The organism is Caulobacter sp. Root1455, assembly GCF_001426905.1.
In the GTDB taxonomy this organism is placed as follows: Bacteria; Pseudomonadota; Alphaproteobacteria; order Caulobacterales; family Caulobacteraceae; genus Caulobacter.
In genome coordinates this window covers 54,164-80,565 of the sequence record NZ_LMFQ01000001.1, presented here as the reverse complement: position 1 = coordinate 80,565, position 26,402 = coordinate 54,164, and the positions used below count along the sequence as shown (strand labels likewise).

The following is a 26,402-nucleotide window of genomic DNA, read 5'->3' as shown; positions in this document are numbered from 1 at the left end:
GGGGCGGGCGTTACGCGGAAGCCTTGTCCTCCCGATCGAATCCCCTGGAGGACAAGTTGTATGCGTAAGTTCGAGTTCATCGCCGTCGCCCTTGGCGCGGCCGGCTTTGTCTGCCTGGGCGCCGGCGCCGCCGCCGCGCAGGACGGGCCGTGGAACGGCTATTACGTCGGCGGCAACATCGGCGCTTCCAAGGCCGACACCACCCTGACCATGAAGGCGGCGTCCGGCTCGGGCGGCGCCGTCATCCCGCCGGGCGACATCGGCCTGATCAACGCCCCCGTCTCGGAGGACGACAACAATGACGTCGGTTTCACCGGCGGGTTCCAGGCCGGCTACAACTACTGGTCGGGGGGCTGGATGATCGGGTTGGAGACCGACATCAACTATTACAATCTCGGCGAGGACCGGAAGAAGACCTACCGGTCGGGCCTGGCGATCGCTCCGCCGATCGATTTCACGATCGAGCAGAAGATGAAGACCGACTGGATGTGGACCCTGCGTCCCCGGGTCGGCTACGCGACGGACACCTGGCTGTTCTACGCGACGGCCGGCGTGGCCGCCTCGGACATCAAGCTGACGACCAAATACTACGACACCCGCAGCCCGCCGATCACCGGCAACAACGAGGAGTCCGACGTCAAGTTCGGCTGGACCGCCGGCCTGGGCGCGGCCTTCGCGCTGAGCGAATACACCTCGGTGCGGGGCGAGTGGCTGTATTCCGACTTCGGCACGATCAAGTCGCAGGGCACGGTGGGCAGCAACTACGCCACCCTCAGCTCCGAGGCGGACGCCCGGGGCAACCTGTTCCGCATCGGCTTCGACTACACGTTCTAAGTCAGGCTGACGCCCAAAAAGAAAGGGCCCCTTGCGGGGCCCTTTTGAGGTGACGAGCCGGCTGGGGCGCCGGCTCGCCGAGGGGTTATGTCTAGAACTTCCAGGAACCGCCGGCGCGGATGGCTTGGGCTTCGAAGCCGCCGCCGTAGGCCGCGTCGTAGGTGACGCCGAAACGGGCCCGGTCGCCGGAGAACAGATCGGCTCCCAGCTGCAGGGCCACGCCGCCGGCCGAGGCCTTGGCGCCGGTCACCACGAAGCGGTTCACGCCGCCGGCGAAGGCGTTGGAGGTCTCGCCGGCCAGGTCGCCGGTGGTCATGCGCCAGGCGATCGAGGCGTGCGGACGCAGCACGCCGTCGGTCCCGAAGCCGGTCTCGGTCTTCAGCTTGACGCCCAGATCGATCACGCCCAGCTCGCGCTTGACGCCCTGGACGTCCAGCCGCGCGAAGCCGCCGGTCTCGACCGCGTCGTCGGTCTTGACGGTCAGATAGGCGCCCGAGGCGAACGGCTCGACCACCGCCGCGCCGTAGGTCATCGGAACCGAGACCTGGGCGAACAGCTGGGCGGTCTTGGCGTCGTACTTGCCTTGCACCCGATCCTGGGCGCCGGGGAAGGAGACGGTCCGCGCGGTGTCGACCGACGACCAGGCATAGCCGCCGCCGACATTGGCGCGCAGGGGACCGAAGGCCGAGGCCGCGTAGACGGCCAGTTGGCCGCTGGTGGCGTCGGCCTGGCTGCTGCGGCCCGAGACCGTGGCGCGGCCGTCGTCATAGGCGGCCGCGACGCCGATGCGGGTCGCGCCCACCACGGTGTCGCCGCCGACCACGAGGCCGGAGCTGGCGGTCTTGACGCCCGCCGCGCCGGCGCCCGCGTTGACCTTGCTCCAGCCGGCCAGGACGTCGCCCCAGCCGCCGACCGCGTCGGCCGGCGCCGAGGCGCGGTTCTGGACCGCGTCGCGCAGACGACCGGCGTCGCCCAGCAGCAGGGTCGAGACGTCGGCATGGATCTGGCCGTCCAGGGCGTCGTAGCCCTGGGCCGCGCCCGTCGCGCTCTGGGTGACCAGGGCGTCGTAGATCACCGAACCGTAGCCCTGGGCTTCGGCGGCCCGCGCCGTCTCGGCCTGGTTGCGGGTGGTCGCCAGGCTGGCGAAGCGGATGTCGTTGCGCAGCAGGTTCAGGCGCACGGCGTTGGCGGTGTAGCTCAGGCTCGGCGTCAGGAACGCCAGGTTGCTGGTCACCCCCGCGAACGTGCCGACCACGCCGCCGGCCGACTGGACGATGCCGTACTGCGACAGGCGGGCGTATTGCGACGTCGGACCGCCGGCCAGGACCTGGACCGTGACGCCGCTCTGGATCGTGGTCACGCCCGTCGCGTCGATCAGGTCATGCTCGCCGGTCGGCAGGACTTCGGCCTGGTAGACCGAGCCCGTGGCGAAGGTGAAGTCGCCGGCCACATGCAGGGTCCCGGGCGAGTTGCCCGGGGTCACCTGACCGCCGTTCTGGACCAGCACGTCGCCGGTGATCGTGCCCGAACCGCCCAGCAGGCCGGCCGAGCCGACCGTGACGTCCGAGGTGACCGAGCCGTTGACCTTCAGCTTGCCGACATTGACCGTGGTGTCGCCGGTGTAGGTGTTGGCCCCGGCCAGGTCGATGACGCCGCCGCCGGTGATCGTGAACGAGCCCGAGCCGGTGATCGCGCCCGAGAAGGTGGTCGTCTCGGCCTGGTTCACGGTCAGGGCGCCGCCCTCGATCGAGATCTGGCCGTTCGAACCGCCGCTCAGATTGGTGACGGTCTGGGTCAGGCCGCTGAGGTCGAGCAGGCCGTTGTCGACCTGGACCTCGGCGGTTTGCGGCAGGTGGAGGATGCGCACGGTGCCGCCCTGCACCGTGGTGGTGCCGGTGAAGCCGTAGTCGCCCGACAGCACCAGGCGCTGGCCGCCTTGCTTGATCAGTTCGCCCGTGCCGGTGATGTCGCCGGCGTAGTCGTACTCGTCCGAGCGGTTGAAGATCGCCGTGCCGTTCAACACCAGGTCGCCGGTCAGCGAACCGGTCGCGCCGCCGGCGCCGATCTGCAGCGTGCCGCCGGCCCCGACCGTGACCGGGCTGGTCAGGTCGGCGGTGGTGATCAGCTTGCCGCCGGTGATGGTGGTGGTCTCGAAGCTGGTGTTCTGGGTCAGGGTGAACTGGCCCGACTGCACCAGGGCGGTCTCGAAGCCGATCACGCCGGCCAGGGTCTGGGCGTTGACCTGGCCCGCGCCCTTCAGGGTCAGGGTGTCCAGACCCGCGCCGGCGTCGACGGCGCCGCCGAAGCTGGCGCCGGCCAGGACGGTTAGGGTGTCATTTCCGCCGCCGAACAGAACCGCCCGCGCGCCCGCGCCGCCGCCGATATAGCCGGCGGTGGTCAGGTCCGCGCCGTAGCCGGCGGTGACGCCGGTGACCGGCGAACCGCTGATGGCGGTGGTCTTGAACACCAGGCCTTCGCCGGTGGTCGAGGTGACCGAGGCGCCGGCCGCGACGGTCGCGTTCGAGCGGTTCAGGGCCGAGATCGAAGCGCCGACCAGGCTGCCCGAGGTCTCGCCCGTGATGGTCACGACGGCGTCGTGGCTGGCGCGGACGTCAAGGCCGCGACCGTTGTCGCCGTTGACGACGGCCCGGCCCGAGGTCACGACGGCGTCGCCGTTCTTGGCGATCGCCTGGATCGCCACCGAGCCGGCGCCGGTGATCTCGGCGTCCTGGCTGGTGACCGCGACGCTGTCGCCCTGGGCCAGGATGGCCAGTGTCCCGTCGCTGGAGGCTCGGGCCTTGCCGCTGTCGATCACCACCCTGCCGCCGGTCGAGACGCCGTAGACCGCCGAGGCGTAGGTGCCGACCGCCGAGGCGTCGACGCTCTTGATGGTGATCAGGCCGCCGCTCGACGAGGCGCCGACCGCGTCGGCGGTCCAGCCATTGTTCATGCCGAGGTTGGTGGTGTGGGTCACGCCGGCGTCGATGGTGATCGCGCCGGTCGTGCTGACGGCGTAGATGCCCATGTCGCCCTTGGCGCCGACCGTGATCTCGCCGCTCTTGACGTTGATCGGGCCGTCCTGGGTGTAGGCGAACAGGCCGCCGTAGGCGCCGGTGATCTTGTCGGACGTGATGTCGATCCCGTCCTTGCCATAGACATTGATGCCCGAGGCGTCGGCGGCGGTGATCTCGCCGCTGTCGACGGTCACCTTGCCGGCGTTCTCGACCCAGATGCCGACGGCGTTGCCCTTGGCGGTGCTGATCGTGTCGCTGACGATATGAACCGTCCCGGTCCCGCCCGCGGGCGTGTGCGGCGAGCCGTAGACGAGGCCGCTCTCGGTCTGGGTGACGCGGATGCCGACGGCGCCGAAGCCCTCGGTGGCGATCGAGCCGCTGGTGATGTCGACCGAGCCGGCGGCGCTGGTGGCGAAGATGCCGCTGGCCGCGCGGTCGAGGCCGCCCGCGACGGCGGCCTTGTCGCCCTTGGTGCTGATCGCGCCGCTGACGATGGTCACGCCTTCGCCGCCGATGGCGCGGATGCCCGCCGCGCCGTGGCCGGCGGTCGAGATCTCGTCGCTGACGATCGAGACCGGGCCGACGGTTTCCACCTGGATGCCGCTGGCGGTGAAGCCGGCGGTGGTGATCTTGCCGCTGTCGACGGTGACGTCGTCGCCGCCGAACGCCACGATGCCGTAGCCGTTCGTGCCCTTGGTGCTGATCGTGTCGCTGGCGACGGCGATGACGCCCCGGCGGTCGATGGCGATGCCGGCGCCGTTGTCGCCCAGGGTCGCGATCGAGCCGCTCTTGATGCTCAGGGCGCCCGTGCCGGCGGCCGCGGCGTGGTCGGTGTAGTCGGCGTTGCCGTCCAGATCGACCAGGATGCCTTGCGAATTGAGGCCGGCGGTGGAGATGACGCCGCTGTCGATCGCGATGTCGCCTTCGGTGGTCCAGGTGTAGACGCCGCGCGCCCACGTGCCCGTCGTCGTGGCCGTGCCGCTGGTGATGTCGATGTTGGCCTTCTTGCTGAAGGTCAACGCCATGATCGCATCGACGGTGTTGTTCAGGTAGTTGCCCGCGGTCGAGGCCGTGCCGCTGACGATCTTCACGCCGCCGCCGCCGTTGGCGTAGATCGCCCGGCTGCCGTTACCCAGCGCCGAGGCGTTGGTGCTGTTGATGTTGATCGCGCCGTTGGCGGCCGAGGCGTAGATCGCCCACGAGCCCGCGCCGGCCGTGCTGGCCGCGCCGCTGACGATGTCGATGCCGCCGGCGGTGCTCAGGGCGCTGATGGCGTTGGCGAAGGTCTGGACGCCGTTCAGGACGGCCACGCCGCCGGTCGCCGTGGCCGTGCCGCTCTTGATCGAGATCGAACCCGCGCCGTTGGCGTAGATGGCGCTGGCGCCGTCGCCCTTGGTCGAGGCCGTGCCGCTGTCGACGATCATCGCCGTGCCGCCGCTGACCTGGATGGCGTTGGCGAAGCGGTTGGCGCCGTTCTCGTAGATCGAGGCGCCCTGGGTGCTGGTGGTGGCCGCCGTCACCTTGACCGTCTTGCCGGCGGTGGCCGTGATCCCGTAGGCGCCGTCGCCGGTGGTGGTCACCGTGTCGCTGGTGAAGGTCACGTCGCCGGCCGCGGCGGTCAGGCTGACACCATAGTCGCGCTTGCCCGTGGTGGCGACCGTCTGGCTCGTGCCGACGATGTCGCCGGCGTAGCTGCGGACTAGGAGGCCCGCGCCGTAGAAGGTCGAGCCGTACTCGGAGACGTTGGGACCGCCCGTCGAGGTGATCGAGCCGCTGGTGAAGTTGACGGTCTTCAGACCGAACAGGGCCACGGCGCCGCTGCCGTGGGTGGCCGTGATGTTGTTCAGCGTCGCGGTCACCGCGCCGCCGATGGTGACCGTGCCGCCGACCGGGGCGTTGGTGTAGGCGAAGGCGCCGACCGTCTGGCCGCCGACGCCGGTGCTGCTGGCGCCGTCGATGTCGAGCGTGATGTCGCCCGATCCGGAGGTCGAGGTGACGGCCGAGCTGTAGGTGCCGACGGTCGAGAGATGCTTGCCGGTGATCGAGATATTGCCGCTGTCGCTCAGGGCGGTCAGGGCGTCGTTGGTGCGGTCGGCAGTCCCGTTGTAGGTCAGGGCGGTGGTCTTGACGTCGTCGGCGTTGAGGCTGATCGCGCCGGTCGTGGTGGTGATCAGAACGCCCAGGCCGCCTTGGCCGCCCGCGCCGTTACCGGTCACGCCGTTGGCGTTGACCGTGACCGCGCCCGTCGAGCCCGCGACCTTGACCGCGGGGGCGTCGGTGTTGCTGACCGTCGCGTCGGCGGGAATGTTCAGGGTCAGTCCGTCCGGACCGGCCACGTAGCTGACGCCGGTGGTGATCGCGCCGGCGGGGCAGGTCACCACGCCCGAAACGGCCGCGCCGCAGGCGTCGGCGGCGACCGCCGGCTGCACCAGCAGCGAAAGCCCCAGGGCCGTGCCCGTCAGCAGCATCGCCCGGCCGACCGGCGCACGGGCGCCCTTGGTTTTGAATTGGTGGTTACTCGACATGTCTAGCCCCCGAAAAACAAACTCGCCGAAGGCGCGCCACGCGCATTCTTTCGGCCGAGCTGCGGAAGGGGTCGCAAAAACATTTCCAATTTACTGTTGAAGTCGAGGGTTCAGGCGACTTGGGACGCAGGGGAAAGAAATAATCTTCCAATATAGCTCAAGCGTGAGACGCCTGGGCCTTGCGTGGTCAAGCTTGCCCGTCCGGCGGCGATTTCGCGCATCTCGATGCATCGGCGGTCTGTCCGCGCGGCGCCGACCGGATCTGGGCGTTCGATCGGTTGACGATGGGGGCGCCGTCTGCCCTCTTGTCGCGACAAATCACCGAGCGTCAGTATGTCTGAGTCTGTTGTCGAGCTGCCGCGCTCTGAACGACCCCAGGGCCGGGCGCTCGGCGTGGACGCGCCAACACCGTCTTCGGTCTAGCGGGATCCGGGGGCGGACATGACGGAAACGAAAGCGGCGTCGCGCGCGGCAAGGTGGGGCTGGACGACGGGCGCGCCGCTGGGCCTGCTGGCGCTGACCCATTTCCTGATGCAGGCCGACCGCAACCTGCCGGCCCTGATCCTGCCCCTGCTCAAGCAGCGGTTTCTGCTCAGCGACACGGCCCTGGGCCTGCTGCAGGGCCCGGCCTTCGTGCTGTTCTTCGTGGTCTCGACCCTGGCCGTCGGTCACCTGGTCGACCGGGCGCCGCCGTTGAGGGTGCTGGCCGGCAGCCTGCTGCTGTGGACCCTGGCCAGCATCGGTTTCGGCCTGGCTCGGAGCCTGGAGCAACTGGTGTTGAGCCGGCTGCTGCTGGGCCTCTGCCAGGCCCTGGTCCAGCCGACCGCCCTGTCGCTGATCGTGGCCCGGACGCCCGCCCAGGATGTCGGCCGCTCGATCTCGGTGTTCACCACCGGCTCGGCCCTGGGCCGCAGCGGCGCCATGCTGCTGGGCGGCGCGCTGCTGGCCTGGAGCGCCTCGCCGCTGGTGCGGGCGGTGTTCCCGGGGCTGGAGGCCTGGCGCGTGCTGTTCTTCCTCAGCGCCCTGCCCAACCTGATGGTCGCCGCCGGGCTGCTGTTCGTCGACGCCCGCGAGGCGGCGAGCCCAACGACGCCCCCGGTCTCAAGCCGGCGGCCCTCCCTGCTGCCCGTCCTCGAGCAGATGCGGGCCCGGCCGACGACGTTCGGCGTCCACCTGCTGGCGGCCGGCTGCGTCATCGTGCTGATCCAGGCGGCCAGCGCCTGGCTGCCCACGCTGCTGCAGCGCGAGCTGGCCCTGTCGCCGGCCCGCAGCGGCGTGTTCAGCGGACTGATCGTCTTGGTCGGCGCGCCTTTGGGCCATCTGAGCGGCGGGGCCCTGACCGACCTTTGCCGCCGCGCGGGACGCGCGCCCAGCCTGGTCATCGCCGCGTCCATGGCGCTGTGCGGGGTCGGGGCGGGCCTGCTGTGCGTCACGCCGACCCTGGCCGCGGTCGGCGCCGGCTTCTTCATGCTGACCGTGTTCGGCGGCGGCGCGGCGGTGGTGTTCCTGGCCATGTACCAGCCGATGCTGTCCACCGCCCACGGCGCCTCCAACGCCGTCTTCTTCGCCGCCACCACCCTGATCGGCGTCGGCCTGGGCCCGCCGGTCATCGGCCTGCTCAGCGACCGGGTTTTCGGACCCGGCCAGCTGGGCAAGGCGCTGTTCTGCACCACCCTGGCGGCCGGCCTGGCCGCCTCGCTGCTGGCCTGGGGCGGCCGCCGGGCGTGGGCGCGCGTTGTTCAATCGGCGGAAGCGACGACGAGGCTTGATGGCTGAGCAGTTCCTGCAGTTCGCGTCCGAGACCGACGGGGTCGGACTGGACGTCTATCGCGAGCTCTACGCGTCCGGCGCCGACGTGACGGGCCTGGACGGCGCGTTCTTCGCCGAGGTCGCGGGCTGGCGGCTGGCCGGAATCCTGCTGTTCGACCGGCGGTTGGCCGGCGTCGCCCACGAGCGCTCGGCCGAGCGCGTGCGCCGCGACCAGTTCGATCACTTCACGGTCCAACTGGTCGTCGAAGGCCGGTTCGAGGTCGACGGCGGCGAGGGCTTCGTGGAGATCGCGCCGGGCCAGATCGTCCTGCTGGACATGACCCGTCCGATGCGCAACCGGGCGGTCACGACCCGGGTCGTCACCGCCAGCGTCTCGCGCGAGGTGCTGCAGGCGGCCCTGGGCTCGACCGCGGGCCTGCACGGCCGGGTCGTCGACCAGGACAAGGCCCTGCTGCTGGCCGACTACATGACCTCGCTGGCCGCCCGCGCGTCCGAGATCGGCGAGGCTGATCTGCCGGCGGTGTCGCGGGCCTTCATCGACCTGTTGACCGTCGCGGCCGGCAGCGTCGAGCTCAGCCGCGGCGCCGACCTGCGCCGCCTGGAGTTCGCCCGCCGGGAGTCGGTCAAGCGCTTCATCGAGGCCAATCTGGCGTCGGACCTGACGGCGGACGCGATCTGCGACGCCACCGGCGTCTCGCGCGCCACCCTCTACCGCATCTTCCAGCCGGACGGCGGGATCGGCGGCGTCATCCAGACCCGCCGCCTGGTGCGGCTGCGCGCGGCGCTGGGCGATCCGGCCGACGACCGCCCGCTGGCCGACATCGCCCAGGCCTGCGGCTTCAAGTCCGAGAGCCACATGGGCCGGCTGTTCCGCAAGGCCTTCGCGACCAGCCCGGGCGACTACCGCCGCCAGATCCGCGCCGCCACCTCGGTCTCGGCGCGGGCCGAGCTGTCGCGGCGGCGCTGGGACGCGCTGATGGGCGAGATCACCTGACTCTCGACGCGGCGGGCGTGCGAACGGCCTTGCGGCGAAGGCGAAGGACGGCATAATTGTTACCGTTATCATTCGCCAAGGAATGAAACGGGAGGACGCATGGACATCGAGGGTCGCAAGGGCGCCGCGCGACGCGCGCGGGCGGGGCTTTGGGCGCGCCGGATCGCGCCGCTGGTCTTCGCCGCCGCGGCGGGCGCCGGCCACGCCGCCACGCCGGTGAAGATGGCCCTGACCTTCGACGACCTGCCCACCCACAGCGCCCTGCCGCCGGGCGTCAGCCGCATCGACGTCGCGGGCCGGCTGCTGGCCGCTTTCCACGACGCGGGGACGGGGCCGGTCTATGGCTTCATCAACGGCGTGGGCGAGGAGCGCGAGCCGGATTCGGTGGGCGTGCTGTCGCTGTGGCGCGCGGCGGGCCATCCGCTGGCCAACCACACCTGGTCGCATATGAACCTCAACACCAACAGCCTGGCCGACTGGGAGGCCGATCTCGTCCGCGACGAGCCGCTGCTGGAAAAGCACATGGCCGGCCAGGACTGGCGCTGGCTGCGCTATCCGTTCCTCAGCGAGGGAGAGACGCCGGACAAGCGCGTCGCCGCCCGCGAGGCGCTCAAGGCCCGTGGCTACCGCATCGCCAGCGTCACCATGAGCTTCGGCGACTATGCCTGGAACGAGCCCTACGCCCGCTGCATGACCAAGGGCGACGCGGCGGCGGTGGCGGTGCTGGAGGCCAGCTATCTTAAGGCCGCCAAGGACAGCCTGGACTATTCGCGCGGCCTGTCGGCCGCCCTCTACGGCCGCGACATTCCCTATGTGCTGCTGATGCACGCCGGGGCCTTCGACGCGCGGATGGCGCCCCGCCTGCTGAAACTGTACCGGGACAACGGCGTCACCTTCGTCAGCCTGGAGGAGGCCGAGCGCGACAAGTTCTACGCCCCCGACTTCAAGACCCAGGCGACCAGCGCGCCCACCACCCTGGAAGAGGCCATGAAGGCCAAGGGACTGGCGGTTCCCAAGTTGGACCTGCCGTTCGCCGATCTCGACAAGATGTGCCGATAGGGGCGCTCCGTCGGTTTCCGTCCCGGCTTCTCCGACCAAGGTCGGGATCCAGGTGGAGCCCGGAGTCGCCCAGGATGGCCGCGACCTTCGCCGGAAGACGGTCGATTGAAACAGGAGTTGCTCATGACGCCCCTCATCCGCGACACCGGCATGGATCGCCGCCGCTTGCTGGCCGGCGGCGCGGCGATCGCCGGGACCCTGGCGATCCCGATGGCGGCCTGCGCGGCCGACGCCCCCTCCGAGGCCGTGGAGATCCAGGTCGCCGAGGGTCGGCTGCGCGGCGTGCGGACGGGCGGCGTCGACGCCTATAAGGGCGTGCCGTACGGGGCCAGCGTCTCGGGCGCGGCCCGCTTCAAGCCGGCCAGGCCGGCCGCGCCCTGGACGGGCGTGTTCGACGCCACCAAGCTGGGCACGTCGTCGCTGCAGGATCCGAGCACCGTCTACGGCCTGAACGAGCCGCCCCCGGGCGAGGACTGCCTGGTGCTGAACCTCTGGACTCCGGCCGGGGGCGGCCCAGGGCGTTCTGGGGGCAAGCCGGTGATGTTCTATAGTCACGGCGGCGGCTACACGACCGGCTCGGGCGGCAGCACGGCCCAGGACGGCTCGACCCTGGCCCGCGAGCACGACGTGGTGGTGGTGGCGACCAACCATCGCCTGGGCGTGCTGGGCTATCTCTATCTGGGCGAACTGGGCGGGGCCGAATACGCCGGCTCGGGCAACCAGGGCCTGTCGGACATCGTGCTGGCCCTGAAGTGGGTCCAGCGCAACATCGCCGCGTTCGGCGGCGATCCGGGGAACGTGACGATCTTCGGCGAGTCCGGCGGCGGGGCCAAGACCTCGTGCCTCTACGCCATGCCGTCGGTCGCGCCGCTGTTCTCCAAGGCCATCATCCAGAGCGGTCCGGTGGTGCGGGTGACGACCCCGGACGTCGCCGCCCAGACGACGCGGATGTTCCTGGAGCAGCTGGGGATCGCACCGGCCGACTGGCGCAAGGTGCTGGACGTTCCCGCCCCGCAGATCCTGGCCGCGCAGAAGGCGTTGAACGCCAAGGTGAAGAGCGACGGCGGCGGCTGGCGGGGCATCCAGTCGCTGACGCCCGGCACGTACGGCCCGATCGTCGACGGCGATTTGCTGCCGCGTCACCCGTTCGACCCGGCCGCCCCGGCCAGCGCCGCCGACAAGCCGCTGATGATCGGCTGGCTGGACCACGAGGCGGCGTTCTTCGCCTGGCAGAACAAGGACGTCGAGGCCTTCAGGCTGGACGAGGCGGGGCTGAAGGCGCGGTTGTCGGTCCGGCTGGGCGACAAGACTCAGACGGCGATCGACACCCTGCGGTCCGATCGCCCCGGCGCGACCCCCAGCGACCTCTATCTGGCGGCCCTCAGCTACTATTCGATGGGCGCGGGCTCGGTGGTCACCGCCGAGCGCAAGGCCGCGCAGGGGGCGGCGCCGGTCTATGTCTACAACATCGCCTACCGCTCGAACCGCAAGATGGACGGCACCGACATCGAGCTGGGGGCCATGCACGCCAGCGACATCCCGCTGGTGTTCAACACCGTCGCCTCGCCCAAGACCCTAGCCGGCGACCGCGCCGACCGCTTCGAGGCGGCGCGCAACATCAGCGCCATGTGGGCCAATTTCGCGCGGACCGGACGGCCGAGCGCGCCGGGCCAGCCGGCGTGGCCCGCCTATGACCTGAAGACGCGTGAGACCATGGTGCTGGACGTGGCCTGCAAGGTCGTTCCGGACCGGTTCGGGGCCGAGCGGAAGCTGTGGGCGCAGCTGGATCCGCCGACGGCGGGGTGAGGGCGTATCAAAACGCTGTCGTCCCGGACGAGCGCGTAGCGCGAAGATCCGGGACCGCCATGGGGCGCTGAGCTCAGGCGTCGGTCCCGGGTCTTCGCTTCGCTACGCCCGGGATGACAGGCGTTGTTGCGAGCGTGGAAGCGAACGAGCCCCTACCGCCCCTTCTCCTTGCTCAGCGCCGCCGCCGCGTTGACCAGCTGGATGTACGCCGCCCCCACATTGATCACGTACTCGTTCTCGCCCCAGAAGAACGGCCAGTCCTCCTTGTTCTCGGGGAAGTCCGGCTTGACGATCAGTTCGCCGGGCACGACGCCGCCGGCGATGAAGCTGAAGTCGGCGCGGTTGTTGCCGTAGGCCACCTCCTTGGACACCGTGCCGACCGCCGAGACCAACGAGATGTCCGAGCCCGGATGGGTTCCGTACAGATAGTTCAGGGAACGGAAGACCGCCTCGCCGTCGATGATCTCCGGGAAGGCCTTGTGCAGGGCCCAGTGGGTCAGGCCGAACTCGGCGACGCCGCCGCTGCCGGCCCAGCCGCCCATGGCGATTGGCACCCCGAACGGGGTCTCGGCGGCGATCTTGTCGCTGGCCGCCTTGTAGGCCCGGACCGCGGGCTCCATCCGCGTCCTGAAGGCCGGCGGCATGAACGGCACCGCCCGGGCGGCCAGGTCGGCGTTCTGGATGAAGCGCGCCTCGACCTGGGGCCAGAGCGCGTCGATCCGCGCGGCGTACTTCGGGTCCTTCGTGGCGATCAGCAGCTCGACGGCGGCGCTGAACTCCTCGTCGACGATGTCGCCGCCGGTGGTGTTGCCGTGGTGGAAGAGGTCGGGAGCGTGGGAATGCTCCTCGTCCCAGACCCGCTGGGCCGTCGCCAGGCTGTCGTCGGCCAGGGCGTCGCGATAGCCGCGCAGAGCCCGGCTGGCCGCCGCCAGGGCGGCGATCGAACCGTAGTTCAGGGGCGTGGACTTGCTGGTGAAGGCCCAGCGGTCGTCCTTGACCCCGCTGCGGCCGTCCTTGGCCTCGTCGGGGCCGAGGCTGGCGTCATAGACCAGGCCGTCGGTCTTGGTCACTGCGTCGCCCAGGTGGGTGTACTGGCCGACGTCCGGCTCGACGATGCCGTTGATCGCGTGGCCGACGGCCTTGTGTTGGGCCAGCAGCTGCAGGGTCCCGTGCTCGATCTGCTGCAGCAGGTCGGGCGTCCCGTCGGGAACGTGGATCTCGACGTGCCGCCGCTTCTGGTCGACCGAGGTCTCGTCGCGGGTCAGGTGGAACTGCTCCCAGGTGTCGACCAGGCTGCGCACGACCGCGTAGTGGGTCTGGGTGCGGATGTCGAAGTCGCCCGCGTCGAACCAGCCGCCGACGTTCAGGCCGGGGATGTGCTCCATCGGCTTGAACGGCGTGTCGGTGGTCGAGCCCTGACGGTAGAGGTCGATGTGCTCGTGGTTCAGCGGCGCCTGCAGGGCGTCGTCGCGGTGGCTGTCGCCGTGCCAGACCCGATAGGCCTCGTTGACGAACATGTGGTCCATGGCGACCGGGAAATAGACGTCCAGGGTCGGATGCCAGGCGTCGTCATAGAGCGCCGGATCGATGCGGAACGGCGCGGTGCGCCGGCCGGCGTATTCGACCACATAGAGCCCCGGCGTCTTCACGGATGAAAAATCGAACGGGGCGTAGGCGTAGCGCAGCCAGGGCGTCCAGGTCCCGAGCGGGGCGGCCAGCACCGGGGCGAAGGCGCCGGTCTCGTCCACCTTCAGCAGCCGCGCCTGGGCCTTGGGCGGATCGGCCGGGTCTCGCTCGACGATCGCCACCTTCTTCTGGCTGGGCGTGTAACCAAGCTGCGAGTGAGCGATGGAAGGCGGACGGACCCAGTTGGGCAGGGCGTTGGCCGAGACGGTCCACTCGACCACCCGGCCGGTCTTGCCGGCGGGAATGGGCGCGCGCAGCACGTACCAGCCGTTCTGGGCCTGGTTGCGGCCGTCATACAGCGAGACCGGCCCGCCGATCGCGCTGGTGATCGTGATTCGCCGCGCCGGGTCTTCCGGGGCCAGCACGAAGCGGCCGGCCGTGACCAGGGGCAGGGGCTCGGCTCGGCCCCCAAGGTCATTGGCGGGACCGGTCGCCGCCGCCATCGGGCCGCTGGGATAGAGCGGGAAGCCGCCCGGCCTGCCGTCGGCCAGGAAGGTCTTGCGGAAATAGGCCGAGGGCAGGACCTCGAGATTGAAGCCGGCCTTGCCCTCCAGGGCGGCGGGCAGGGGCTTGTCGAGAATGACCGTCAGCGTGAAGGCGGCGCCGTCCGGCTTGACCTGGATCTGGTAGCGGAAGGCGTAGTCGGTGAACTCCAGGGTGGCGGTGATCACGCCGGTGGCCGGATCGACCTTGCGCTCGATCAGCTTGGCCATCGGGTCCCACTGGCCGGGCGTGGGGCTCAGCCGCACGTCGCCGTTGGTGACGGTGCGCACCCCATGCTGGATCAGTTCGACCCCGCTCATCTTGGCGTCGTTGAACAGGTCTTCCGAGCCGTTGCTGAAGACCAGGACGTTCAGGCCGCGGGTCTCGAAATAGCCTTTGGCGTTGAGCTTGAGAGCGGCCGGAGCCGGCGGGGAAGCCGTCTTCTGGGAAGCCGTCTGGGCCAGGGCGGCGGGCGCGACGCCGGCCATCAGGACCGCGGCCAGCGCGACAGCCCCCAATGGTCGCCTCAGCGACCGCGACAGAACTTTCATGAATGCTCCTCCCGTCCCGGATGTCTCTCCAGGCTCGAAGGGCAGCTTTCCCGTCCCGCGGTCGAGCGTCAATGAACTTCTGGTACCGGTCCCATATTTCGCGCCGCGGATACTTCCACGACCCATGCGAAAAAAAACGGGGCCGCCATTCAGGATGCCGGCCCCGTTGAGGGATCCACGGGCGGATTGAGCAAGCGAATTAAGAGCGCCGGCTCTCAAAGCCAAGATAGCGGTAACATTCTTCCGGGTTGCGTCAACGGGGTTTCTCTCGTCCCGCCTCGCCGGGCGACGGCGGTCCCGCCCAAAGACGGGGCCGACCGCCCGCCAGGGTGGAGCGTGAATCAAGGCTGGAACGGGGCTTGTCGGGCGGGCTGCTGTGTCCGGACTGCAACAATAGGCAGGCCTTGCGAAAAAGGCGTTTGCGTCAAAAAAACGGCATTCGCCTTATCTGCCTCGGGTTTGCTCCATTTGTATGAGAATTGAACACAAAACAGCGCTGTCAAAATCAGTTTTCGGCCGCTTGACCGATTTGACGGACTGATGTTACCGCTAACGTAGCTGTCGACGTCCGGTTGTTTTTAGCAAAAATGCAAAAACGGCCGGCGAACCTATCGGCGCTGAAACAAAAAAGAACCAAGCCCTTTCGGGGCCACTTGCGGGGAAACGGCTATGAAGCGACACCGTCGTCTGAACACCTCTGCGTCTTTGCTGGCGCTGTCCGTGGCGATCTTCGCCGCCGGCCAAGTCCAGGCTCAGACCAACAACGACACCAGCACGGTCGATGAGATCGTCGTCACCGGGATCCGCGCCTCGCTCGAGCGCGCGATCGAGATCAAGCGCTCCAACAGCGGCGTCGTCGACGCGATCTCGGCCGAAGACATCGGCAAGTTCCCCGACACCAACCTGGCGGAATCCCTGCAGCGCATCACCGGCGTGTCGATCGACCGCACCAACGGCGAAGGCTCGCAGGTCACGGTCCGCGGCTTCGGCGGCGGCTTCAACCTGGTGACCCTGAACGGCCGCACCATGCCGTCGGCCGACGTCGCCACCGTCGGCGGCGACCAATCGGTGGACTTCGCGGCCGGCACCAGCCGCTCGTTCGACTTCTCGAACCTGGCGTCCGAAGGCGTCTCGACCATGGAGGTCTACAAGACCGGTCGGGCCGGCATCCCGTCGGGCGGCATCGGCGCCACGATCAACATCAAGACCCGCCGTCCGTTCGAGGCCCGCGAGAGCGGCCTGAGCGGCAGCATCGGCGTCAAGGCGGTCTACGACACCAGCATGGACGAGCGTCTCGAGGACGAGTCCAAGGTCACGCCGGAAATCTCGGGCCTGCTGAACTGGACCGACGCGGAAGAAACCTTCGGCGTCACGCTGTTCGGCAGCTACCAGAAGCGCAACTTCACCAGCCGCAGCGCCACCTCGAACGACTGGAACATCCGCACCTATTCCGACTTCATCAATCCGGCCAACGGCTTCGTCCGCAACGGCGGCGCGACCCAGATCACCAACGCGCCGTCCAACGGCAACATGCTGGTCGCGATCCCCAACGACAGCCGCTACCACTTCTCGCAAGGCCAGCGCGAACGCCTGAACGGCCAGGCGAGCCTGCAATGGCGTCCGATGGAAAACGTCACCATCACGGCCGATGCGCTCTACGTCGACAACAAGTCCTATGAGCGGCGCAACGACCAGACCAACTGGTTCAACCGTCCGTTCGACAAGGTGACCTTCGACGACAACCCCACGGTCGCCACCGCCGTCTTCCTGCAGGAAACCCTGAGCGGCGTGAAGGACACGGGCTTCGAGCAGCAGTATCGCGCCAACGAGGACAAGCTGTCGTCGTTCGGCCTGAACGGCGCCTGGGACGTCAGCGACCGCTTCCACCTCGCGGTGGACGGCCACATTTCGAAGGCCGAGAGCAACCCCGACGCGCCGAACGGCACCAGCTCGACCTCGGTCAGCATCGGCGCGCCGATCATCTCGTCGCACTCGGTGGACTACAGCGGCAAGGTTCCGATCCAGGCCGTGACGATCAACGACGCCGCGCCCCGCGGCAACGGCAACGGCGTGCTCGACATCGGCGACCTGGGCAGCCAGGTGGCCCGCACCTCGGCCCAGCGCCAGGAGCAGGAAATCAAGGAAATCCGCTTCGACGGCAGCTACGATCTCGACGATAACGGCAGCAAGTTCGACTTCGGCGTCGACTACCGCACCACCAAGATGGTCCAGTCGACCATCAACACCCAGCAAGACCTGGGCAGCTGGGGCATCTCGAACCCGGGCGATGTGAAGCAGTACGCCGGCAACCTGGTCCACCAGTTCTGCCAATCCTGCCGGTTCGACGACTTCGATCTGAAGCAGAGCGGCACGGGCCTGATCTCCTTCCGGGCCGACGCGATCGATCTCTATAACGCCCTGTCGCCCCACTATGTCGCGGCCGGCAACCCCGTGGCGGTGACCAGCCAGAACAACAACCGCGTCGACGAGGACATCCTGGCCGGCTACTTCCAACTGACCTGGAAGGGCGAAATCGCGGGCCACAACGCCAGCATGGTGGCCGGCGCGCGCTACGAGCAGACCAAGACCACCTCGGTCTCGAAGATCCGCACGCCGCAGGCCATCGTCTGGACCGCCGACAACGACTTCCGGGTCGACACCGGCACCACCTACGAGCCCATCGAAGGCAGCGGCAAGTACAACAACCTGCTGCCCGCCTTGGACTTCCAGATGGAACTGCGCGAGAACCTGATCGGTCGCTTCTCGTTCAGCCGCACGATCGCCCGGCCCGACTACGGCAACCTGTTCGCCGCTGTTACGGCCGGGGCGCCCAACCGGCCGGTCGCCAACGGCGCGATCCCCCTGGGCACCAGCGGCAACCCCGATCTGGAGCCGCTGATCTCGGACAACTTCGACACGTCTCTGGAGTGGTACTACAAGCCCAGCAGCTATGTTTCGATCGGGTTCTTCGAGAAGCGCGTGAACAACTTCGTCGGAACGGGCACCGTGACGCGGAACCTGTTCGGTCTGCGTGACGCCAGCTCCGGCGCCGCCGGAACGCGGTCGGGCGCGGCCAAGGCCCAGCTGACGGCGATCGGGGCGGACCAGACCGACGTCAACCTGTTCACCCTGACGTCGCTGATCCAGACCACCGGTTCGGTGGCGGCCGCCACGGCGCAGTTCCAGGCCAATCGCCTGCCGAACGGCGACCTCAACCAGGCTTTCGTCGACCAGATCCTGTCGACCACCGACGTCTCGCCTGTCGCCGGCGATCCGCTGTTCAACTTCCAGGTCTCGCAGCCGATCAACAACAAGACCGGCAAGATCCATGGCTTCGAAATCGCCGCTCAACACTTCTTCGGCGACAGCGGCTTCGGTGTTTCCGGCGCCTACACCATGGTGGAGGGCGATATCGGCTTCGACATCGGCGCCAACCCCAACGAGGACCAGTTCGCTCTTCTGGGTCTCAGCGACACGGCCAACGCCACCCTGATCTACGACAAGAACGGGCTCTCGGCGCGGCTGACCTACAACTGGCGCGACAAGTTCCTGCAAGCCACCAACCGCGGCGGCTCGCGCAACCCGGTGTTCGTCGCGCCGTTCGCTCAGGTGGACTTCAACGTCAGCTACGACGTGACGCCCAAGCTGGCGGTCTCGCTGGAAGGCATCAACCTGCTGAACGAGAGCCTGCGCACCTACGCTCGCGACGAAAACGAGCTGTGGTACGCCCAGGAACTGGACCGTCGCTTCCTGCTCGGAGCGCGCTATCGCTTCTAGAGGAAGCGCAGCGATGGTCGGGTCCTCGGACCCGACCTAGGTCGGGGGAAAGGGCCGCTGTTCGCAGCGGCCCTTTCTTCTCTAGAGTACCCGGACATCGAATCCTGGGCGCGCGCCCGAGGGCGCGCATGACGGGGCCGGAAGGCGGACATGACCAACAGAGTGCTGCTTAACAACGTCGACCATGGCGATCTGCGCGTCGCCACGGGGCACGGGCCCGCGTTCGGCGACAACATCAACCAGGTGCTGATCTTCCCCACCGAGTTCGAGGCGGTTCAGCGCGAATATCCGATCTTCTTCCGCAAGGACGCCGACGGCGCGTTCCAATCGGTGGCCCTGCTGGGCCTGGATCGGGACGAGAACCTGTTCCTCGACGACGCCAGCCAAGGGAGCGGCTGGAACGCCCGCTATGTCCCGGCCATCCAGCAGCGGGGGCCGTTCTCGATCGCCGTGCGGGAGCGGGGCGGCGAGCCGATGATCCACGTGGATCTCGACCATCCCCGCGTCGCCGCCGCGAAAGCCGAAGGCGAGGGCGAGCCGGTGTTCCTGCCGGCGGGGGGCAATTCCCCTTATCTGCAGCATGTCGCCCGCCTGCTGGGCGCCATCTACGACGGACTGGAGATCAGCAAGGCGATGTTCGCGGCCTTCGAAGCCGTGGATCTGATCGAGCCGGTGGACGTGGAGATCAAACTGGACGACCACGCCCAGTACGACTTGCCGGGCCTCTACACGATCTCGCAGGAGCGGTTCGCCGGACTGGGCGGCGCGGCCCTGGAGGGGCTGCATCGGTCCGGAGCCCTGGCCGCCGCCCAATGGGTCTTGTCGTCCCTGGGCAATGTCGGGTTCCTGGTCGAGCTGAAGAACCGCAAGCGCGCCCGCACCTGAGCGCCGGCCAGATCGAGGGAGCGAACATCCGATGATCGACATCGCTCGCAAGACCCCGGTGGTCGAAGGGCTGACGCCCGACCAGATCCCGTTCGACGACATCCTGGCCCAGCAGCGGCCGACGATCTTCCGCGGCATGGCTCGCGACTGGCCGCTGGTGCAGGCGGGTCTTCACGCGCCGCGCACGGCCATGGACTATCTGCTGGACCACGATCGCGGCGAGCGCTTCGTCGGCTATACCGGCGCGCCCGAGATCAAGGGGCGCTTCGGCTATGACGAGAGCGTCACGCGCCTGAACTTCCAGACCGAGCGCACGCCCCTTCGAGCCTTCTTGGAGCGGATCGAGCAGGAGCTCGAGGTCGTGGGCGGGCCGTCGCTCTATATCGGCTCCAGCGACATCGACGCCTACCTGCCGGGCCTGCGCGCCGAGAACGACCTGGGGCTGGACCTGGTGGCCCTGGGCGACGACACGCCGCTGGCCAGCATCTGGATCGGCAACCGCACGGTCGCCGCGGCCCATTACGACATGTCCAACAACATCGCCTGCTGCGTGGTCGGCCGGCGGCGCTTCACGCTGTTCCCGCCCGATCAGGTCGACAACCTCTATCCGGGTCCGCTGGATCCGACGCCGGGCGGCCAGGCGGTCAGCATGGTGAATTTCGACGCGCCGGACTTCGAGCGCTTTCCCCGGTTCCGGGACGCCCTTGCCGCCGCCCAGGTGGCGGATCTGGAGCCCGGCGACGTGCTGGTCTACCCGGCGCTGTGGTGGCACCAGGTCGAGGCGCTGGAACCGTTCAACGTGCTGATAAACTACTGGTGGAACGCCGCGCCCGGCTTCATGGACACCCCCATGACCACCCTGCTGCACGGCCTGCTCAGCCTGCGCGACCGTCCCGATTTCGAGAAGCAGGCCTGGAAAAAGCTGTTCGACTACTACGTCTTCGGCCCCGCCGACCGGGCGGGCGCCCACCTGCCCGAGGGCGCGCGCGGCGACCTTGGTCCGATGGACGAACGCAAGGCCCGGCGGCTGCGGGCCTATCTGCTCAATCGCTTGAACCGCTGACCACAAAGACCGGAGGACCCCCGTGCAAGAACAGGTCGTGAAGAGGGTGGTCGTCGCCGGGGGCGGCACGGCCGGCTGGATGGCTGCGGCGGCGCTGGCCAAGCAACTGGGACCGCTGCTCGAGATCAGCCTGATCGAGTCCGACGAGATCGGCACGGTGGGCGTGGGCGAGTCGACCATCCCCACGGCCCGCACCTTCAACGCCCTGCTGAACATCGACGAGCCGGCGTTCATGCGCGCCACCCAGGCGACTTTCAAGCTGGGCATCTCGTTCGAGAACTGGGGCCAGGTCGGCGACCGCTACATCCACTCGTTCGGCCAGGTCGGAAAGTCGAACTGGATGGGAAGCTTCCATCACTTCTGGCTGCAGGCCAAGGCGGCCGGATTCGGCGGCGAACTGGGCGACTATTGCTTCGAGCTGAAGGCGGCGCTGGCCGACAAGTTCTCGGTCGGCGAGGGGCCGGAGCTGAACTACGCCTATCACCTGGACGCCACGCTCTATGGCCGCTTCCTGCGCCAGATGAGCGAGGGCCTGGGCGTCAAGCGGATCGAGGGCAAGATCAGCCAGGTCCAGCAGAACGCCGAGACCGGCTTCATCGAGGCTCTGGTCATGGAGAACGGCGACCGGGTCGAGGGCGACCTGTTCATCGACTGCACGGGATTCAGGGGCCTGCTGATCGAGCAGACGCTGAAGGCAGGATACGAGGATTGGGGCCAATGGCTGCCGACCAACACCGCCCTGGCCGTGCAGACCAAGTCCACCGGCCCGGCCGTCCCCTACACCCGCGCCATCGCCCATAAGGCCGGCTGGCGCTGGAAGATCCCGCTGCAGCACCGGGTCGGCAACGGGCTGGTCTACTGCAGCGACTACATGTCGGACGACGAGGCGCGCGAGACCCTGCTGAGCGCGTTGGACGGCGAGCGGCTGATCGAGCCGCGGCTCATCCGCTACGCCACCGGCCGCCGGCGGAAGACCTGGCACAAGAACTGCGTCGCCCTGGGCCTGGCCAGCGGCTTCGTCGAGCCGCTGGAATCGACCTCGATCCACCTGATCATGATCGGGGTCACGCGGCTGATGCAGCTGTTCCCGTTCAACGGCGTCAGCGACGCCCTGGTCGACCGCTACAACCAACAGGCCGTCGACGAGCTGGAGAAGATCCGCGACTTCATCATCCTGCACTACAAGCTGACCGAGCGGACCGACAGCCCGTTCTGGGATCATTGCCGGACGATGACCGTCCCCGACAGCCTGGCCCAGCGCATCGAACTGTTCCGCGACAGCGCCCAGGCCTATCAGGCGCCCGGCGAGCTGTTCCAGGTCGATTCCTGGCTGCAGGTCATGCTGGGCCAGCGGCTGCAGCCGACCGGCTATCACCAGATGGGCCGCCTGATGCCGCCCGAACAGCTGCGCGGGGCGCTGGCCGACCTGAGCGGCAACATCGCCCGCGCCGTGGGCGCCCTGCCGGGGCACCAGGCTTTCCTGGATCGTTACTGCGGCATCCCGGCGTCCTGAGCCGACAGGCGTTCGAGCGACACCTTCAAGCTGCGCCTTTTCAAGCTTCCACCAATGCGCGATAGTTCGCGCATCGGTGGTTGTTAGCGCGAATCGCAATCCTTGGTGTGCCCGCGCCGCGCGGGCGGGATCGCGACGCCGCCAGGAAGGTGCACATCATGAAGCCTCACGCCCGCACGCGCTCCGTCGCCCTGGTCGGCGTCTCGCTGGCCGCCATGGCCCTGGCCGCCACGCCGTCGCCCAGCCTCGCCCGGCCCCAAGCAGCGACAGCCGTGTCCCAGGCGCTTGAGAACGTCTTCGCCAACCCGCCCGCCGCCGTGCCGGAAGCCGAGCCGGCGCCGCCCAGGCTGTCCGCGCCCAAGGTCCTCGAAGCGCTGCCGCCCAAGGCCCAGGCGGCCGACAGCTATGTCGATCCGCGCCAGAACATTCTCTACAAGTTCTCGATCGAGTTCACCGAGGGCACGGTCCGCAACCCGTGGACGCTGAGCCAGGACAAGGTCCTGCTGCGGTCCTACCACGGCTCGTCGATCGATCCGAACACGCCCTTCCTGGCCCCGACCATCACCATGCGCCCGGGCCAGACGGTGCGGATCAGCCTGGCCAACAACCTGTTCGAGATGAAGGACGGCAAGCGCCTGCCGGCCGAGAAGTGCAAGGCGCCGGACGGGGGGGTGAACATCCCCCACTGCTTCAACGACACCAACCTGCACGCCCACGGCCTGTGGGTTTCGCCGGCCGGCAACAGCGACAACGTCCTGATCTCGATCAATCCGGGCGTCACCTTCGAGTACGAGTACAACGTCCCGTCCGACCACCCGGCCGGCACCTTCTGGTACCATCCGCACAAGCACGGCTCGACCGCCCTGCAGGTGTCCAGCGGCATGGCCGGCGCCCTGATCATCAAGGACGACCGCGCCCCGACCGCCGACGATCCGGGCGACATCGACGTGTTGCTGCAGGACGCCCAAGGCGCGGCCTTCCCCGACAAGGTGCTGATGTTCCAGCAGGTGCAGTACGCCTGCTTTGACTCCGCCGGCAAGATCCAGAAATCGGCCACCCCCACCGGCCAGCCCTGGGTCTGCGACCCGGGCCAGACGGGCGAGATCCGCGACTACGCCCAGCAGCTGAGCCCCAGCGCCAGCTGGGCCAATTCCGGCCGCTTCACCTCGATCAACGGCCGGGTCCAGCCTGGGGTCACCGGGCTGAAGGCGGGCCGGTTCGAGCGCTGGCGGCTGATCCACGGCGGCGTGCGCGAGGCGGTCGCCTTCCGCCTGTTCCCGATGAAGGCCGGCGCGCCCAACTGGAACACCGTGCCGGCCAAGGACCAGGCCGACTTCATGCGCAAGTACTGCGCCGGGACGGCCCTGCCGATGTGGGAGGTGGCGCTGGACGGCCTGACCCGATCGCAGGTGTTCCGCACCAGCGAGGCGCGGCTGGAGCCCGGTTACCGCGCCGACCTGGTGGTCTATTTCCCGACCGGCGGGAACTACTGCATCGTCGACGGCGCCAGCGACGCCCTGGGCAGCCCGTCACAGGCGGCCGAGCCCATCAAGCTGCTGGGCGTGGCCGTGGTCGAGCCGGGCGCGCCGGCCGGCGATCCGGACAAGGCGCTGCAGAAGCTGATGATCGACGCGGCCGAACGCAACATTCCGGACCAGCGGGTCAAGGCCGTGGTGGTCCGCGACCTGAACAACGGCCTGACCCTGTCGAAATTCGTCTGGCATGAGACGATAGCCAAGGGCGACCTCAACGTCCCGGCCCAGGAGCTGGCCTTCAACATCGACATCAAGGCCAAGCCGAGGACCAAGTTCGAGGTGCTCAACCCGGCCCTGCCGCCGGACAGGAGCGGTCCTTACGTGCCGTCGCGGATCGACCGCACGGCCAATATCGGCGACGTGCAGGAGTGGCGGCTGACCTCGAAATTCGCGGGGCACCCGTTCCACATCCACGTCAATCCGTTCCAGGTGGTCAGCGTGGTCAACCCGGCAGGCAAGTCGGTGACCGATCCTGGCACGCCGGACTTCGACCCCGACTACGCCGGGGTGATCGACCAGTGGAAGGACACCCTGTTCGTCAAGGAGAACTACCACATCGTCACCCGCACCCGGTACGAGCGCTACATCGGCGAGTACGTCCTGCACTGCCACATCCTCGACCACGAGGACCAGGGCATGATGGCCAATGTCAGCATCGGCATCCCCGACGGTCTGGGCGGCACGGCCGAGGCGCACGGGCCGGGCGGGCATATGGATCACGGGATGCACGACGGGACGGGGAACTAGGGCTTTCCGCATGGGATCACACCCACCTGCCCCCACCTGACCGCTTCGCGGTCTGTCCGCCCCCATAGGGGGCGGAGGACGCCGCACCGCACCTCTTCCCCCTATGGGGGAAGACGACCGCGAAGCGGTCCGTAGGGGGCAAGTGTTCGCCGCGTTATCCTATTCCGCCGCCTGCAACCGCACTGGCGGCCTCGCCTGCACCGCCCCCACCAGCGGCAACCTCACCTGCACCAGCAACCCCTCGCCGGGCAGCATCAACCGGATGTCCCCGCCGTGGGCGCGGACGATCGAGCGGGCCGACGACAACCCCAGACCCACACCCTGCTTGCTGGAGGTCCGCGCCTCGACGCCGCGATAGAACGGGGTGAACACCCGCTCCAGCTCGTCGGGCGCCAGGCCCGGGCCCCGGTCACGGATTTCGACCACAGTCTCGTCGCCCTCGACGCGCAGGGTCACGCGGGCGCTGTCGCCGTACTTGACCGCGTTGTCGACCAGGTTGGCGAACACCCGCTGCAGGCCCAGGACCGAGACCTCGACCTCGGCCGGCTCGCCGGGCTCCAGGACCACCTCGGCGCCGGTGACCTCGGCCTCGTCGATCACGCATTCCAGCAGCGAGCGCAGGTCGACCCGCTGGCGGGCGCCGGCCTCGGCGTCCTCGCGCATGAAGGCCAGGACCGAGGTGATCATCGCCTCCATCTGGTCCAGGTCCTGGCCGATCTCGCGGCGCAGGGCGGGCGGGGCGCGCTCCAGCCGGAAACGCAGGCGGGCCAGGGGCGTGCGCAGGTCGTGCGAGATCGCGCCGATCATCGCCGTGCGGTCGGTGATGTAGCGGCTGAGCCGGCTCTGCATGGCGTTGAAGGCCCGGGCGGCGCGGCCGATCTCGGCCGGTCCGTCGGCGACGATCACCCCAAATCCACCTGGCGAGGCCGGGTCGCGGCCCAGCTGCTCGGCGGCGGCGGCGAAGCCGGCCAGGGGCGCGGCCAGGCGGCGGGCAAAGATCCAGCCCAGCGGCGCGACCACGGCCAGCGACAGGGCGAACCACATCAGCACCCGCCGCTGCCAGCTGTTGGGAAAGGCCTCGGGCCGGGGCCGCAGGGTCGCCCACCGGTTGGGACCGACCCGCAGGGCGGCCACGAAGTCGCCCTCGATGAACGGCGGCGGGGCCAGGCCGAACAGGCTGCGGGTCTCGGGCGCGGCTAGGGGGAGGCCGGTCGGGGCTTCGGCCTCGGGCCTGGGCGGCGTCGGTCGAGGCGCGGGCGGGGCGACGGGCGGGGCGGCCTGGACCGACTCGGTGACCGGTACGGCGCGGGCCAGGGGCTGGGGCGGCGGCGGGGGACGCAGCGTCGGCTCGCGCGCCGCGGCGTCGGCGACCGGGTCCAGCGGAGCGGCCGGCGGGGTCACGCCCCGCAGCGAGTCGGGCAGGGTCATCACCCGCGAACGGAACGGCGCGGCGAACAGCGGGTCGACCGCGCGGTCCGGGCGGGCGGCGGGCGATTGATAGGCGAAGGTCCGCTGGGCGCCGACCATGCCGCCGCCTTGCGGTCCGACGCCGCCCGACCGAAAGACGCGCTGGCCGCCGATCCCGCGCGTCGCCGCGCCGGGGGGCGATCCGGGAAAGTCCTGACGGATCAGGACGCCGCCCTGACCCATCGGGACGCCCGCGGGGGCGCTCATGGGTCCCGTCGATCCGCCCACGACGCGAACCCCGCCGACGCCGCCAGGGCCCGGCCCCGGCGGCAGGGTCTGGGCCTCGGCGTAGGAGGTCAGCAGCAGGGCCAGCGGCGGGGGGCTGGGGCGGCGGCTTTCGGTGCCGGCGAACGGCGGCGGCGCGTAGAACAGCAGGCGGACGTCCTCGCGCGGCGCGTTCAATAGGCGGGCCAGGTCGGCGCCAGCGGCTTCCGAGGCCACCCAGCCGGGGCTCTGCAGGCTGGGCGGTTGGGTCTCGACGGTGCGGACCAGCGGCCGGTCGCCGTCATTGTCGGGCATGGCGCCGCGCAGGCCGGCGGCGATGTCGGCCAGGCTGTGGTGCATGGCCGGGGCCGGCGGCAGCAGCACGGTCAGGCCCAGGGTGACGGTCTGGGCCACGACCAGCCCGGCGATCAGCAGGGCCAGGATCTGCAAGGCGATCGGGGGGCTGGGCCACCGCCGAAAGAGCCCCTT

General features: G+C 69.2%; 13 protein-coding genes. 10 read left to right on the top strand and 3 right to left on the bottom strand.

Translation table 11 applies throughout. The features are described 5' to 3' along the window. Positions 1 to 60 precede the first annotated feature (60 nt). Entirely contained in the window at positions 61 to 834 is a 774-nt protein-coding gene (locus ASD21_RS00245) for an outer membrane protein (RefSeq protein ID WP_056435060.1), read from the top strand. A gap of 91 nt (positions 835 to 925) precedes the next feature. Here ASD21_RS00245 and ASD21_RS00240 read toward each other — a convergent pair whose 3' ends face one another. Further along, on the bottom strand, positions 926 to 6,373 hold the full coding sequence (locus ASD21_RS00240; RefSeq protein ID WP_156398235.1) for an autotransporter domain-containing protein: 5,448 nt from the start codon (positions 6,371 to 6,373) through the stop codon (positions 926 to 928). Positions 6,374 to 6,814: 441 nt separating this feature from the next. Between ASD21_RS00240 and ASD21_RS00235 the strand changes: the two genes are divergently transcribed. From ASD21_RS00235 to ASD21_RS00220, 4 genes are all read left to right on the top strand, one after another. Beyond that, a complete protein-coding gene (locus ASD21_RS00235) occupies positions 6,815 to 8,149 on the top strand; it encodes an MFS transporter (protein ID WP_056435056.1) in 1,335 nt (444 codons plus the stop codon). Then, positions 8,142 to 9,137 (top strand): helix-turn-helix domain-containing protein, encoded by a 996-nt coding sequence (locus ASD21_RS00230; protein WP_056435054.1) that lies wholly within the window; start codon positions 8,142 to 8,144, stop codon positions 9,135 to 9,137. Before ASD21_RS00235 ends, ASD21_RS00230 begins: the two co-directional genes overlap by 8 nt. 99 nt (positions 9,138 to 9,236) lie before the next feature. Continuing rightward, complete coding sequence (locus ASD21_RS00225) at positions 9,237 to 10,196, top strand: polysaccharide deacetylase family protein (RefSeq protein WP_082554569.1); 960 nt, start codon at positions 9,237 to 9,239, stop codon at positions 10,194 to 10,196. Between the two features lie 123 nt (positions 10,197 to 10,319). Further along, positions 10,320 to 12,002: a carboxylesterase/lipase family protein gene (locus ASD21_RS00220; protein WP_056435052.1), complete on the top strand. Its 1,683-nt coding sequence runs from the start codon at positions 10,320 to 10,322 to the stop codon at positions 12,000 to 12,002. Between the two features lie 152 nt (positions 12,003 to 12,154). Here the strand turns inward: ASD21_RS00220 and ASD21_RS00215 are convergent, their stop codons facing one another. Then, the gene (locus ASD21_RS00215) at positions 12,155 to 14,722 is read right to left on the bottom strand and encodes a glycoside hydrolase family 9 protein (RefSeq protein ID WP_082554568.1); all 2,568 of its coding nucleotides are present in this window, start codon (positions 14,720 to 14,722) and stop codon (positions 12,155 to 12,157) included. 669 nt (positions 14,723 to 15,391) lie between these two features. On the opposite strand from ASD21_RS00215, the gene ASD21_RS00210 reads away from it, so the two are divergent. The 5 genes from ASD21_RS00210 to ASD21_RS00190 all read left to right on the top strand — a co-directional run bounded on the left by ASD21_RS00210 (position 15,392) and on the right by ASD21_RS00190 (position 24,242). After that, positions 15,392 to 18,499 (top strand): TonB-dependent receptor, encoded by a 3,108-nt coding sequence (locus tag ASD21_RS00210; RefSeq protein ID WP_056435049.1) that lies wholly within the window; start codon positions 15,392 to 15,394, stop codon positions 18,497 to 18,499. Positions 18,500 to 18,649: 150 nt separating this feature from the next. Continuing rightward, positions 18,650 to 19,384: a SapC family protein gene (locus ASD21_RS00205; RefSeq protein ID WP_056435047.1), complete on the top strand. Its 735-nt coding sequence runs from the start codon at positions 18,650 to 18,652 to the stop codon at positions 19,382 to 19,384. Between the two features lie 31 nt (positions 19,385 to 19,415). Then, on the top strand, positions 19,416 to 20,447 hold the full coding sequence (locus ASD21_RS00200) for a cupin-like domain-containing protein (protein WP_056435044.1): 1,032 nt from the start codon (positions 19,416 to 19,418) through the stop codon (positions 20,445 to 20,447). 22 nt (positions 20,448 to 20,469) lie between these two features. After that, positions 20,470 to 21,960: a tryptophan halogenase family protein gene (locus ASD21_RS00195; protein WP_056435041.1), complete on the top strand. Its 1,491-nt coding sequence runs from the start codon at positions 20,470 to 20,472 to the stop codon at positions 21,958 to 21,960. 158 nt (positions 21,961 to 22,118) lie between these two features. Then, entirely contained in the window at positions 22,119 to 24,242 is a 2,124-nt protein-coding gene (locus ASD21_RS00190) for a multicopper oxidase family protein (protein ID WP_056435039.1), read from the top strand. A gap of 159 nt (positions 24,243 to 24,401) precedes the next feature. On the opposite strand, the gene ASD21_RS00185 is transcribed toward ASD21_RS00190, so the two are convergent. Then, a complete protein-coding gene (locus tag ASD21_RS00185) occupies positions 24,402 to 26,363 on the bottom strand; it encodes a sensor histidine kinase (protein ID WP_235524812.1) in 1,962 nt (653 codons plus the stop codon). Positions 26,364 to 26,402: the final 39 nt, after the last annotated feature.

Bases quoted from the DNA above. Each gene is read 5' to 3' on its own strand.
- ASD21_RS00200 (WP_056435044.1), top strand. From the start codon at position 19,416: ATGATCGACATCGCTCGCAAGACCCCGGTGGTCGAAGGGCTGACGCCC.
- ASD21_RS00245 (WP_056435060.1), top strand. From the start codon at position 61: ATGCGTAAGTTCGAGTTCATCGCCGTCGCCCTTGGCGCGGCCGGCTTT.
- ASD21_RS00235 (WP_056435056.1), top strand. From the start codon at position 6,815: ATGACGGAAACGAAAGCGGCGTCGCGCGCGGCAAGGTGGGGCTGGACG.
- ASD21_RS00210 (WP_056435049.1), top strand. From the start codon at position 15,392: ATGAAGCGACACCGTCGTCTGAACACCTCTGCGTCTTTGCTGGCGCTG.
- ASD21_RS00205 (WP_056435047.1), top strand. From the start codon at position 18,650: ATGACCAACAGAGTGCTGCTTAACAACGTCGACCATGGCGATCTGCGC.
- ASD21_RS00190 (WP_056435039.1), top strand. From the start codon at position 22,119: ATGAAGCCTCACGCCCGCACGCGCTCCGTCGCCCTGGTCGGCGTCTCG.
- ASD21_RS00225 (WP_082554569.1), top strand. From the start codon at position 9,237: ATGGACATCGAGGGTCGCAAGGGCGCCGCGCGACGCGCGCGGGCGGGG.
- ASD21_RS00240 (WP_156398235.1), bottom strand. From the start codon at position 6,373: ATGTCGAGTAACCACCAATTCAAAACCAAGGGCGCCCGTGCGCCGGTC.
- ASD21_RS00215 (WP_082554568.1), bottom strand. From the start codon at position 14,722: ATGAAAGTTCTGTCGCGGTCGCTGAGGCGACCATTGGGGGCTGTCGCG.
- ASD21_RS00230 (WP_056435054.1), top strand. From the start codon at position 8,142: ATGGCTGAGCAGTTCCTGCAGTTCGCGTCCGAGACCGACGGGGTCGGA.
- ASD21_RS00220 (WP_056435052.1), top strand. From the start codon at position 10,320: ATGACGCCCCTCATCCGCGACACCGGCATGGATCGCCGCCGCTTGCTG.